At 38.6% G+C, this 12,155-nt stretch carries 13 protein-coding genes and 1 rRNA gene; 6 read left to right on the top strand and 8 right to left on the bottom strand.

Features of this window, described 5'->3' with window-relative positions:
• Positions 1-26 precede the first annotated feature (26 nt).
• The 5 genes from HYG89_RS11965 to accC all read left to right on the top strand — a co-directional run bounded on the left by HYG89_RS11965 (position 27) and on the right by accC (position 5,345).
• On the top strand, positions 27-695 hold the full coding sequence (locus HYG89_RS11965; RefSeq protein ID WP_104851944.1) for a response regulator transcription factor: 669 nt from the start codon (positions 27-29) through the stop codon (positions 693-695).
• Positions 692-2,098, top strand: a complete 1,407-nt coding sequence (locus tag HYG89_RS11960) for an ATP-binding protein (RefSeq protein WP_178867708.1) — start codon at positions 692-694, stop codon at positions 2,096-2,098. The genes HYG89_RS11965 and HYG89_RS11960 overlap by 4 nt, the downstream gene beginning before the upstream one ends.
• Positions 2,099-3,065: 967 nt before the next feature.
• Positions 3,066-3,521: a type II 3-dehydroquinate dehydratase gene (aroQ, locus tag HYG89_RS11955; protein WP_096902340.1), complete on the top strand. Its 456-nt coding sequence runs from the start codon at positions 3,066-3,068 to the stop codon at positions 3,519-3,521.
• A gap of 16 nt (positions 3,522-3,537) precedes the next feature.
• Positions 3,538-3,960 (top strand): acetyl-CoA carboxylase biotin carboxyl carrier protein, encoded by a 423-nt coding sequence (accB, locus tag HYG89_RS11950; protein WP_004973838.1) that lies wholly within the window; start codon positions 3,538-3,540, stop codon positions 3,958-3,960.
• 17 nt (positions 3,961-3,977) lie between these two features.
• Positions 3,978-5,345, top strand: coding sequence for an acetyl-CoA carboxylase biotin carboxylase subunit (gene accC, locus HYG89_RS11945; RefSeq protein ID WP_004973841.1), 1,368 nt, complete (start codon positions 3,978-3,980; stop codon positions 5,343-5,345).
• 206 nt (positions 5,346-5,551) lie between these two features.
• Here accC and HYG89_RS11940 read toward each other — a convergent pair whose 3' ends face one another.
• From HYG89_RS11940 to HYG89_RS11910, 7 genes are all read right to left on the bottom strand, one after another.
• Complete coding sequence (locus tag HYG89_RS11940; protein WP_178867706.1) at positions 5,552-6,313, bottom strand: alpha/beta fold hydrolase; 762 nt, start codon at positions 6,311-6,313, stop codon at positions 5,552-5,554.
• A gap of 163 nt (positions 6,314-6,476) precedes the next feature.
• Positions 6,477-7,343 carry an MBL fold metallo-hydrolase gene (locus tag HYG89_RS11935; RefSeq protein WP_004973849.1) on the bottom strand — a complete coding sequence of 289 codons (867 nt, stop codon included), beginning with the start codon at positions 7,341-7,343 and terminating at the stop codon, positions 6,477-6,479.
• Position 7,344: 1 nt separating this feature from the next.
• On the bottom strand, positions 7,345-7,761 hold the full coding sequence (locus tag HYG89_RS11930; protein ID WP_004973852.1) for a DUF6691 family protein: 417 nt from the start codon (positions 7,759-7,761) through the stop codon (positions 7,345-7,347).
• Entirely contained in the window at positions 7,762-8,178 is a 417-nt protein-coding gene (locus tag HYG89_RS11925; RefSeq protein ID WP_004973854.1) for a YeeE/YedE family protein, read from the bottom strand. It abuts the gene before it with no gap.
• 248 nt (positions 8,179-8,426) lie between these two features.
• Positions 8,427-8,600 carry a hypothetical protein gene (locus tag HYG89_RS11920; protein WP_004973856.1) on the bottom strand — a complete coding sequence of 58 codons (174 nt, stop codon included), beginning with the start codon at positions 8,598-8,600 and terminating at the stop codon, positions 8,427-8,429.
• A 239-nt stretch (positions 8,601-8,839) separates the two neighbouring features.
• Positions 8,840-9,307 (bottom strand): Cys-tRNA(Pro) deacylase, encoded by a 468-nt coding sequence (ybaK, locus tag HYG89_RS11915; RefSeq protein WP_004973860.1) that lies wholly within the window; start codon positions 9,305-9,307, stop codon positions 8,840-8,842.
• A gap of 117 nt (positions 9,308-9,424) precedes the next feature.
• Positions 9,425-11,017 carry a Na/Pi symporter gene (locus HYG89_RS11910; protein WP_178867704.1) on the bottom strand — a complete coding sequence of 531 codons (1,593 nt, stop codon included), beginning with the start codon at positions 11,015-11,017 and terminating at the stop codon, positions 9,425-9,427.
• 325 nt (positions 11,018-11,342) lie between these two features.
• On the opposite strand from HYG89_RS11910, the gene HYG89_RS11905 reads away from it, so the two are divergent.
• Complete coding sequence (locus tag HYG89_RS11905) at positions 11,343-11,894, top strand: lytic transglycosylase domain-containing protein (protein ID WP_004973862.1); 552 nt, start codon at positions 11,343-11,345, stop codon at positions 11,892-11,894.
• A 157-nt stretch (positions 11,895-12,051) separates the two neighbouring features.
• Here the strand turns inward: HYG89_RS11905 and rrf are convergent.
• Positions 12,052-12,155 (bottom strand): 5S ribosomal RNA (rrf, locus tag HYG89_RS11900); the annotation flags it as partial.

Here is a 12,155-nt window from a genome sequence, read left to right as displayed (position 1 = left end):
GGGCTGACTGTGGTATAGGAGCAAATATGTTCGTCGTTTTGGTGGAAGATGATCCTTATATTGCCCAAAGTATTGTGGCAGCACTCGAATTTTTAAGTATTTCAGTCGAACACGTGAATAACGCGCGCGATGCCGATTACTTCATACGTCATAGTGCGGTAGATCTGTGCCTGCTCGATTTAGGTCTGCCTGACCAAGATGGTTTACAGTTACTCGAAAACTGGCGTAAAGATGCCATTCATATTCCAGTATTGGTATTAACCGCGCGGAATCATACTCAAGACTGCGTACAGGCGCTCAACTTAGGAGCAGATGACTACCTAACTAAACCTTTTGAATTAAATGAACTGATTGCCCGTGTATATGCATTAAGCCGCCGTCATCGTGGTTATTCATCGAACCAACTGCAAAGTGGTCAGTTACACATGAACCTCGATACACAAGAAGTCAGTTGGCATTCACAAAACATTCAGCTTTCACGCCGTGAATATAGCCTATTGGAAACCTTTTTACGGCATCCGAACCAAATCTTAAAAAATGAAGAACTGATAGATAAAGTGTATGGCTTTCAAGACAGTATCGAAAGCAATGCCTTAAATGTGCATATCTACCATTTACGGCATAAAATCCACCCCGATTTTATTCAAACGGTGCGTGGTGTCGGCTACATCTTTAAACCTGAGCTGCTGACATGAAAAACTACAGTCTGAAATGGCGTTTGGTATCGACCATCAGCTGTGCATTTATTTTGCTGTGGGTGATTGTCTTTGCATGGCTCTACCATGACTTGGAACAACGCTTACAAAATACGCTGGATGAACGACTTTCTACCTCAGCCCGTATGGTCGCCCGCCTGATTCAGCAACTGCCCCTAGAACAACTCACAGAAAGTTTGCATGCCGAATCAGAAAATGCCTTGCTACATAGTTTAATTGCTTGTGAAGTCTCTATTTTCCGTGCCGATGTTTCATTACCACAGCATGTGATTGCACGCACTCAAGGCGCACCGAAAAATTTAAAAAACCAACAAGTCGGTTTCAGCACATGGACAGAAAATGGACTGCAATGGCGTAGTTATGTACTGCGTGAAGGTGAAGTTCAGGTGGTGGTGGCTGAAAAAATTCAGTTACGGCAAAACCTACTTAAACAAATTTTACAGTCGGTACTGATTCCTTTACTGCTTACTTTGATTATTTGTATTTTGCTAATTTTGTGGATTATCCGTCTGGAGTTTTTACCGCTCGATCACATCACCCGCCACTTAATTCAGAAAAAACAATCTTTAGATGAAGCTTCTCGTTATTTAATTGAACTGAGATCACAAAAAATTCCTAAAGAAATTCAGCCTTTTGTCGATAACTTATTGATGCTGATTGAACGCCTACATAAAAGTCTGGAACACGAAAAAAACTTTAGTGCATTTGCTGCGCATGAACTGCGCACGCCGTTAACGGCTATTAAAACGCATGTGCAACTGAGCCAATTGATGTTGAATCAAACCGCATCTGCCCAAGATACAGCCAAAGTCATCGACAATTTAAAACACGCAGAACGCAGCATCCAACGTTATCAACAACTTTTGGAACAACTGTTATTGCTCAGTCAAACTGAAGCAGGTATTCAAGCGGCACATAGCCATGCAGATATGCGTAGCGTATTAGAAACAGTCTTGTCGGAACTGACTGTGGAATATCCCAATTTATCAGCGAAATTACAGATTGATTGGGCGAGTTTGGTAGCACAACACATTAATATTCCAGCGCCTGCGTTGCACATGGTACTGAAAAACTTGATTCAAAATGCTTATTTGCATGCAGAGGATGCGCCAAACATTCAAATTTATATGCAAGACCTGCAATTGATCATTGCAGACCAAGGCAAAAGCCTGAATGAAGATGATTTTACCATTCTGACTCAGCGTTTTTGGCGTAAATCTGCGCATAAACAAGGCTATGGCTTAGGTCTAACTCTAGTCAAAGTATTATTAGAGCAATATGGCTACCTACTTCAATTTCAGGCTAACCAACCGCAAGGTTTAAAAGTGATTGTCAGTTTTGATGCAGCACCTTCTGCAACAGAGAAACAACAGCCGGATTAAGCTTTTCTGAGCTTTAACAGCAAATAAAGCAAGATTCAGAACAAGATCACTTAACTTTTGCCAATACCGAACATATTGCTCTACTTTACGATAACGCCATTTTTAAGGTGATTTTTGAAATAAAAGGTCAATGCGTTCTAAAATTTTATCTATGATGTAGATGCTGCGGGCTATTGAGTAGAAGAACATTGGCTAGAAAAAAATTGCTGAAACTTTCATCACCGTTTTTTTGTTCGATACCACGTCATATTTTTAAATGAGGTAGATATCCGTGCAGATCGTGCATGTGCTTGGTCTTGTGATCAATCTACAACTTAATTAAAGTGTACATAAAACCAACAGCACCCCACTCAAAATATAATACGCAGCGTAGGAGCATCTATTCCAGACTAAAATATAGATAAATATATCAATCAAAGCATTCCATTTAAGCTCATGTTTTATTTAAATAAAGTTGAATTTTTAAAATATCTTATTATCGAAATGATCTTTCTATCGAATCCATAACCACTTGAACGATGATCACAAAACGTATTAGATGATCCACTGCAGTTTGTGTGGTCATCTACTTTGAATGAACTGAAAAAATGGAATCGCCATTTTTTATAAACAGCAACGAAATATCATGCTATAAAGAAATGCGATATTGATGTTGGTTGTTTTCTGGCTTTGACATTCCGAATCAAACCAGTTCAAGTCACTCGCTTGATCAGTCGTTACAGAAAACAAATGAATAGATTTGGTCAGTTGTTTTAGAATATAAAAATCAGCAAAAAAAACTAAAAATGTAATTTTTTAACATTGCGAATTCCCTGCAAAGTTTTCATTATAGAGCCTCATTTTGGCACACGCTTTCTACGTCAAATTAAACAAATTACAAAAAAAATGTGGAATTTTATGCCATAATTAGCAAACTTTGCAGACATCTTGCAAAGTATTATTGCAATTATTTATTGGAGCAAGCGGAATGAGTTCGACCATTTTGGTTATTCATGGACCGAATCTAAATTTGCTAGGAAAGCGTGAACCCGAAGTTTATGGTTACCTCACTCTTGAGGATATAAATCAACAGCTCATTTCACAAGCGCAAAAAGCATCAATTTCTATAGATACTTTCCAAAGTAATTGGGAAGGCGCAATTGTAGACCGAATTCATCAAGCCGCGTTAGATGGCACACAATATATCATTATTAACCCTGCTGCATTAACGCATACCTCTGTTGCGGTACGTGATGCCTTGTTAGGGGTCGCTATTCCATTTCTTGAAGTCCATTTGTCGAATGTGCATGCACGTGAGGCGTTTAGACATCATTCATATTTATCAGACAAAGCCATTGGTGTGATTTGCGGTTTAGGCGCAAAAGGCTATGCCGCAGCACTCGACTTTGTTCTTGAAAAAATTCAACCTACTACACAATCTTAAACTAGGAATACTGTCCATGGATATTCGTAAAATCAAGAAACTCATCGACTTGATGATTGAATCTGACTTACAAGCGATTGAAGTTAAAGAAGGCGATCAGTCGATTGCATTAACTCGTCGCAGTCCAGTAGTAGCGGCAGCAGTTCCTGCAATGCCTGCACCTTCTGCAGAAGTACCATCTGCACCTAAATCTTCACCACGTGGTGCTGTTGAAACTTCTCCAATGGTTGGCGTGTTCTATGCAGCACCAAGCCCAGGTGAAGCACCATTTATTAAAGTGGGTCAAACTGTTTCTGCTGGTGAAACGCTTGGCATTATTGAAGCAATGAAAATCATGAACCCAATTGAAGCAACTCAAAGTGGCGTGATTGAAGAAATTCTAGTTAAAAATGGCGAAGTGATTCAATTTGGTCAACCACTCTTCCGCTACCGCGCTTAAGACCTCGGGGATTCACAATGTTGCAAAAAGTTTTAATTGCAAACCGTGGTGAGATTGCCCTGCGCATCACCCGAGCTTGCAAAACTTTAGGGATCAAAACCGTGGGTATCTATTCAGATGCCGATAAAGACCTGATGCACTTACGCTTTTGTGATGAAGCCGTGTGTATTGGTCCGGGTGCGAGCAGTGAAAGTTACCTGAATATTCCTGCAATTATTACTGCAGCAGAAATTACAGGTGCAGATGCCATTCACCCTGGTTATGGTTTCCTTGCCGAAAATGCCGAATTTGCTGAAATTGTAGAAAGTTCAGGTTTCATTTTCATTGGTCCACGCCCTGAGCATATTCGCTTAATGGGTAACAAAGTTTCTGCAATTACTGCAATGCGTAAAGCTGGCGTACCAACTGTACCGGGTTCAGCACACGCCGTTACACCACACAATGCTTTAGCTGAAGCCAAAGAAATTGGTTTCCCGCTCATTGTAAAAGCGGCTGCTGGTGGTGGTGGTCGTGGTATGCGTATTGTAGAGCGCGTAGACACCCTGCTTGAATCAGTTCAAGCGGCTCAACGTGATGCAGAAATGTGGTTTGGTGATGACACGGTCTATATGGAACGTTTCTTACAAAAGCCACGTCACGTAGAAGTACAAGTATTGGCTGATGGTAATGGTCACGCGATTCACCTTTATGACCGCGACTGTTCTTTACAACGTCGTCACCAAAAAGTTCTTGAAGAAGCGCCAGCACCTAACTTACCAGAACAAGCACGTGCCGATATTTTAGAAGCGTGTGTTAATGCATGTAAATTAATGCAATACCGTGGTGCAGGTACTTTCGAATTCTTATTTGAAGATGATGAATACTTCTTCATTGAAATGAATACACGTGTTCAGGTTGAGCATCCTGTAACTGAAATGGTGACAGGCATTGACATCATTGAACAACAATTGCGTATTGCTGCAGGTCTAGGTTTAGACATTGAGCAAGATCAGGTTGAAATTCGTGGTCACGCAATCGAATGTCGTATTAACGCAGAAGACCCAACCACCTTCGTACCTTCACCAGGTAAAATTGAACACTTCTATGCCCCAGGTGGTGCAGGTGTTCGTGTAGATTCACACATCTACGAAGGTTATAGCATTCCGCCGTATTACGACTCAATGATTGCTAAACTGATTGTGCATGGTAAAGATCGTGAAACCAGTATTGCGCGTATGCGTCAAGCCTTGGATGAAACTATCTTAACAGGAATTAAAACCAACATTCCTTTGCACAAAGACTTGATTCTGCAAGATAAAAACTTCTGCAAACAAGCAATGGATATTCACTATCTTGAAAAGCATTTGCTAAAGCAACTTGCTGGCAATGAAGAAGAAAAAGCATAAGTAATTAAGGTTGCTTAAGTTTAAAATAAAGAGCTGATGATTCAACGTCAGCTCTTTTTTATTGTTGAGAATAAAAGCTAAACCGTTAATCTATGCAGATCAGTATGAATAAAAAACCAATACTCCAAATGGAGTATTGGTTTAAAAATTGATTTAAAAACTGAGATCATTTTAGATCATCGAATGATGCAAAATACTAGACAAGATTAATCTAAAAACTCAGTCATGAATGCCAATACTTCTGCGGTTTTTTCAGCATGCAACCAATGCCCTGCATGAGCAACTGTTTCAACTTTTGCGTGAGGAAACTGTGCTTGAATAGCGGCATAATGCTCAGGCGCTTCAATGTAAGGCGAATTACCACCACGAATAAACAAAGTATCTACATTACTCTGCACCGTCTGCCATGACAAAATTTCTGCATAATGTTCACGTAATGCATTTAAGTTAAATAACCATTGCCCTTTGCTAAATGACTTCATCAAAAATTGCACGACCATTTCTTCTTGAAGATGCTCACGCATAATTTCCATCGCCGCTTGGCGACTTTCAACTTGTGCATCTTGCACAGCAAACAAAGCTGTAAAAATTTGATCGTGACGATTTTCAGGATAAGCAAAAGGACAAATATCCAATAAAACCAATTGCTGTAAACGCCCAGCAGCCAGAGGAGCTAAAGTCATTGCAACTTTACCGCCCATTGAATGCCCAACCACAGAAAACTGTTCGATATTCAAGCTGTTCAGTGTTTCTAAAACATCTTGTGCCATTGCTGCATAATTCATGTCATCACAATGCGCAGACTTACCATGATTGCGCACATCTAATTGAATTACGGTGCGCTGTTCTTGAAATGCACGTGCGAGCATGCCTAAATTACTCAAACTACCAAATAAACCATGAATAAAAACCAAAGATGGCAACGTAGATTCAGGCTGATTTTGCGTGATTTGATAATTTAATAACATAAAATAGACTCTAAACTTGAATACAAATGATTAATCTATTTAATGAGTTTTGAGTTTATAAATCAAATTTTATATGTGCTTTTTATCGTGAAACTTATAATATTGCTTAGGCTATTTGTATAAACCTAAGCAATAACATACAAGATGAACTTTTCTTAAAATTTTATTTAAAATAATTCAAAGGCAACTTCAAATAACGAATGCCGTTGGCCTCAGGTTGTGGGAACTTACCTGCGTCCATATTGATTTGAATTGATGGCAGAATCAATTTAGGCATCGTTAAAGTAGCATCACGCTGAGTTCTCATCTCAATAAATTCAGCTTTGCTTACCCCTGTATGAATATGAATATTCTGCTCTTTTTGAGTTTTGAGCAGTGTTTCATGTTCATATTGTTCACGTGATTCTGGTAGATAATCATGGCATAAGAACACTCGTGTTTCTTCAGGCAATGCGTATAGCGTTTGCACAGAATCGTACAACTGCCCTGCACTGCCTTTCGGGAAATCACAACGTGCCGTACCATAATCAGGCATAAACAAAGTATCACCTACAAATACAGCATCACCGATCACATAGCTTAAACAAGCAGGCGTATGCCCCGGTGTAGGGATGTTATAGGCTTGTAATTCACCAATCGTAAAAGTTTCATGATCGTCAAACAGATAATCAAATGATTGATGTGAATTGAAATACTTGATATCCAAGTTATAGATAGCACTAAATGTTTCTTGCACAATCGAAATTTTATGGCTCATGGCAATTTTACCACCCAACTGCTCTTTTAAATATTGAGAAGCTGTCAGGTGATCGGCATGCACATGCGTTTCTAAAATCCATTCAACCGTTAATTCATTTTTTTGGATGTAAGCAATGATTTCATCGGCATGAATTGTTGAAGTAGTCGCAGATGCAGGGTCATAATCCAACACGCTGTCAATAATGGCACATTGACGCGTTACAGGATCACTTACCACATAACTGAATGTATTAGTATTTTCATCAAAAAAATGCTGAATATCTGCGTGCATCTTATGCTCCTGCAACCTTACGATGAATGAGAATCCCCACCAACATTGCAACAATGAAATAGATTGCTTGATAATAACCTAAACCAATCAAGGTTAGACTTGGCGCTGGACAAATTCCTGCAACGCCCCAACCGATACCAAAAATAAAACTACCTGTGATCAGTTTAGAGTCAATTTGAGTTTGTTTAGGCAAATCAATTGGTTCATTTAAAATGGTTTTTGGTTCAGCTTGGCGCATAATTCTTTGGAATGGAATAAAGGCAACCGCAATTGCACCCATCATAACAAATGCCAGACTTGCATCCCATGTACCGAAAAGATCGAGGAAGTTTAAAACTTTTTCAGGATTCGACATACCAGAAAGAATCAATCCAGCTGAAAAAATACCACCGAAAACAAAGGCTAAGAAATTTTTCATTTAGAATGCTCCTGTGATATGGCGGATAACATAAACGGTAATAAAGCCAGCTAACATAAAGGTAGCTGTTGCTGCAATGGAGCGCTTAGATAAACGACTCATGCCACAAATACCATGTCCACTGGTACAACCCGAACCCAAACGAGTACCGAAACCAACCAACAATCCCGCCACAATCATCATCAATGGGCTTGCATTCAATTCAACTTTAGGTTGAGCCACGATGCCATAGAAAAAAGGCACAATGAAAATACCTAACACAAACCACAATGCAGGCGTTTTGAACAGCGTTTGCGGATTTAATACTTGAGCCAGTAAACCACTAATGCCTGCAATACGACCATGAACATATAAATAGCCCACGACTGCAAGACCAAGCAATCCACCACCGATTAATGCCAGCAGATAATCATGCATTTTGAACACCCAAAACAATATATGTTTTTATAATATATTATTGTAATTATTATTCAACTATTCTCTTGTAAGTTTTGTAAACTTCATCTGACTATTCGTCTATGTTTGCGATGTGAGAGAGATTTCGCAAGTTTTTGGCTGATATTAAGTCATAAGGCAGAAAATTTAGTCATTCTAAATGACTGCCTCATAACGTAATAAAGATATATCAAAATAGACAGCAACGACAAAAGTTGAGGGCATTAGACTCATTTGTGAGCAAGCGCAATAAGTTCTTTTTTATGCCGACGAATTACACGTTTAGCAGCATCTAACATAATGCGATTGGTAGTCTCATCATCACCAAAGTCAATAGGTTTAGCTGGACACATTGGACGAGCTTTTCGATCTTCGATTGTGTAGTCTTTAAGACGCTTACCCATACTGCACCTCTCAGAATTTCTTAACTTTCACTAATATAACATAAAATTTAGTTTGTTAAAAAATCATCAATACGAGTTTTTAATTACCCTATTTATTGCTTAAAGATAACTTTTTTTGTTATTAAATGGTCGCTTGGAACAAGAATCACTGAGATGAAACGAATAGGAATAGTTGCTACATTCATACAAGAACAAGCATCTGTGTGCTTTGGACTCAAAACAATATAAAGTTCAACATATCATGCATCTACAATATCTACAAAATTAGCATTTAAAACTTTTGCCAAATCGCTTGGTGTTAAACCAATATCTAATCCCCGCTTCCCTCCACTCACATACATAGTTGCAAGCTGTTGAGCGGATGCATCAATCACTGTTTTCAGTTGTTTCTTCTGCCCAATTGGACTAATGCCCCCAACCAAATAACCTGTCAAACGCTCAGCATCTTTAGGATCAGCCATGTGTACTTTTTTACACTGAAAAGCAGCCGCAACTTTTTTAAGATTTAATTGGTAATGGACAGGTAAAATCGCCACAAAATAATGCTTATCATCACTGACCAATAAAGTTTTAAATACTTCTGTGACATCTAAGCCTAACTTCTCCGCAGCTTCTAAACCAAAACTTTTAGCATTATGATCATGTTCATATTCATGCATAGAAAATTGAATTTTCTTGGCTTTTAAAAGTTTAGCTGCTGGAGTCATTGAAAAAATACTGTAAAAAACGATGCTCAAATTATACGCTTGATTGAGATTAAAAGTGAATTCGCTTAGGCCATTTTTAAATATAAAAGTAACTATCGAAAAAATAGCCTAAAATCATTAACTTGGTTTACGTGAATTTTCAACCAACACGTTAGCTAAGCGCTGTGCATGCGCAATCACGCGATCCAACCAACGTTGTGCCGCCAACAACTCTAAACCTGTCGCAGCATTGAGCTGATTCACGGCAATATATTGCAGCATTTTTTCACGGTTTTCGGCACGTTGATCTTCTGTCCATTTTTTCAAATTAGATAATTCGGTATTTAGACTTAGTACATGTTTATGCACATCAAAATCATCCTTTTCTTTTAGATGTTCATCAAGAATTTGTACAAAATCTAAGCCAACTTGATAAATTGCAGGTTGGGTGCGTATTTCTTTTGCTAAAGTAATATTTTCCAAATCACTTCGTAAAACACGTAAATACACCATCAAACGAAGCATCGCCATTAAACGCTGTTGATCGGCTTCATTTTCTGAAATCGACATTTCTTCCAAATAGCGTTGGACTTGAATGAGTACTTCATCTAGCTGTAATAAACGTACTTTTGAAGGTAATCTTCCCTCTTGGATAGCCAGTTTTAGCATCACCAAAACGTCATACAAACTATGGTAAATCACCTTTGATGCAGCATGAATAGCCAAGGCGGGCACAGATAAACTCGCTTGATCGAGATAACATAAAACCGATTGAGTTTGATCGGGGATAATTTTCATAATCAGTTTTTCGAACTGACGGATAAAAGGCAAAATAATCAAAGTACCAGAAATACTGAATGCTGTATGAAATGCAGCAACAATCACCACATTGTCCCATGTTGCCATAAGACGTTGATTTTGTGTTAGCTCAAGAAATAACGGTTTTAAAATAATAAAAGCAAAAATGGCTGAAATGATGTTAAAAATCACATGAACCGCTACAGTACGTTTGGCATTTGCAGTTGAACCAATTGCAGCAATAATGGCTGTCGCCACCGTACCAATATTCTGTCCAATCACCAAACCTAAAGCCTGTTGCAAATCAATCGCACCACTGGCCAATGCTGCTAAGGTCGCGGTAATTGCAGCACTTGAAGATTGCAACAGAATGGTCATAATAATACCGACCAAAACCAAACTGAGTTGCGCAATCAAAGATCTACTTGAAAATACTGATAAATCGACACGTTCAGCAAAACCTGACATGGCAACTTGCAACATATCAATGCCAAGGAAAATCAGACTAAAACCTGCCAATGTCATTCCAAATAATGCAACTCGCCCCTGACTAAATAATTTGAGCATTGCACCCAAACCCAGCAAAGGTAATGCAAAACTGGTGATGGAAAATTTAACACCTAAAAATGCCACCATCCAACCCGTACTGGTTGTGCCAATATTCGCACCAATAATGACACCAATTGCCTGAGCAAAAGTAAGAATCCCCGCACTAACAAAACCAATCGTGGCTAAAGTTGTTGCCGTAGAAGACTGTACAATTAAAGTTAAACCGATGCCTGAAAGCACAGCTTTAATGGGTGAACCTGTGAACTTAGACAACCAAATACGCAAGGTTTCCCCTGCCATATCTTTTAAGCTGTCCGTCATCATGGTCATACCAATCAAAAATAGGCCAATACCACCACATAATTGTACAAAGACTTCTAACACACTTACTCCCTGTGCAATAAGCAATTTTCAAAGTGCTAAAAAGCCGATATTGTACGTACTTTTATCTTAAAATTGCAGTTTATTTGTTCTATTCCAATAGTTTATATTAAATAAAAAACTTGTCATCAATTTGACATATTATTAAAACCTAAGGATAGATCAGACTCCATTGGTTTATCCAATCATTCGATAAAACAAAACGAAACCTCTGTATTATGCTGACACGATACAATTCAAATCTTCAGTTCACTTGACTGAACCAATCGCTCACCTCAAAATCAGTATATATACTCACATACGCCAAAATGACAGATATAGTTTTAATATGATTTTTAATGCATTTAGAAAATATCCATCTATAAAAATATTCAGTATTGGTTGTACTGTTTTAACGTTAGCAGCCTGCTCTCCACTAGGAGGTGGCTCTCTTGCAAAACGCTCAGCTAAACTTTCTACAGGGATCCAAAAGGCTTATGCTGTGCATCCTGATACAGCAAATCGTGTAGCACCAATCATTGTACAAAGTGCAGAACAACATAATGTTGATCCTCTGCTTGTCGCTGCAGTTATTAGACAAGAATCGAATTATCGTGCCTATGCTGTTTCACCTTCAGGTGCAGTTGGGTTCACACAAATTATTCCACGTTATTGGCAGCAGACTTGTCCTGGCGATTTATTCCATGAACATACCAATATCAACTGTGGTACATTTATTTTAAATCATTATAAAAATCAGTCGGGTAAATGGCCTAAAGCTTTGGCCTATTACAATGTGGGACCTACTGGCTACAATAGTAATCGAAAAATGAAAAAGCAAGGTAAACGCTACGCGAAACAAGTCAAACAGCACCAAAAAAACTTAAAAGATGCACTTTAATTTTGACTTACTAGCTTAATAAAGTAGCCAATATCCGTTGAATTAAAGCCATCCTCAGATGGTTTTATTTTCCTTTCTTTTTCTACTTTTCTTCTTAATATTTTCTTTCCCGAATAAAAAACACCCTCAACGTGAGTTGAGGGTGTTTAGAATAATGAGCTGGCGATGACTTACTCTCACATGGGTAACCCCACACTACCATCAGCGCGAAGAGGTTTCACTTCTGAGTTCGGGAAGGGATCAGGTGGTTCACTCTTGCTA

The organism is Acinetobacter sp. SwsAc5 (assembly GCF_013391485.1).
Classification (GTDB): Bacteria; Pseudomonadota; Gammaproteobacteria; order Pseudomonadales; family Moraxellaceae; genus Acinetobacter; species Acinetobacter towneri.
Note: the sequence above shows the minus strand (reverse complement) of the source record. Positions and strands in the feature narration are given on the sequence as shown.

Coding starts and splice junctions, on each gene's coding strand:
- HYG89_RS11930 (WP_004973852.1), bottom strand. CDS start 7,761: ATGAAAAATTTCTTAGCCTTTGTTTTCGGTGGTATTTTTTCAGCTGGA.
- HYG89_RS11925 (WP_004973854.1), bottom strand. CDS start 8,178: ATGCATGATTATCTGCTGGCATTAATCGGTGGTGGATTGCTTGGTCTT.
- ybaK (WP_004973860.1), bottom strand. CDS start 9,307: ATGACTCCAGCAGCTAAACTTTTAAAAGCCAAGAAAATTCAATTTTCT.
- HYG89_RS11940 (WP_178867706.1), bottom strand. CDS start 6,313: ATGTTATTAAATTATCAAATCACGCAAAATCAGCCTGAATCTACGTTG.
- accC (WP_004973841.1), top strand. CDS start 3,978: ATGTTGCAAAAAGTTTTAATTGCAAACCGTGGTGAGATTGCCCTGCGC.
- HYG89_RS11965 (WP_104851944.1), top strand. CDS start 27: ATGTTCGTCGTTTTGGTGGAAGATGATCCTTATATTGCCCAAAGTATT.
- aroQ (WP_096902340.1), top strand. CDS start 3,066: ATGAGTTCGACCATTTTGGTTATTCATGGACCGAATCTAAATTTGCTA.
- HYG89_RS11920 (WP_004973856.1), bottom strand. CDS start 8,600: ATGGGTAAGCGTCTTAAAGACTACACAATCGAAGATCGAAAAGCTCGT.
- HYG89_RS11935 (WP_004973849.1), bottom strand. CDS start 7,343: ATGCACGCAGATATTCAGCATTTTTTTGATGAAAATACTAATACATTC.
- HYG89_RS11905 (WP_004973862.1), top strand. CDS start 11,343: ATGATTTTTAATGCATTTAGAAAATATCCATCTATAAAAATATTCAGT.
- HYG89_RS11960 (WP_178867708.1), top strand. CDS start 692: ATGAAAAACTACAGTCTGAAATGGCGTTTGGTATCGACCATCAGCTGT.
- accB (WP_004973838.1), top strand. CDS start 3,538: ATGGATATTCGTAAAATCAAGAAACTCATCGACTTGATGATTGAATCT.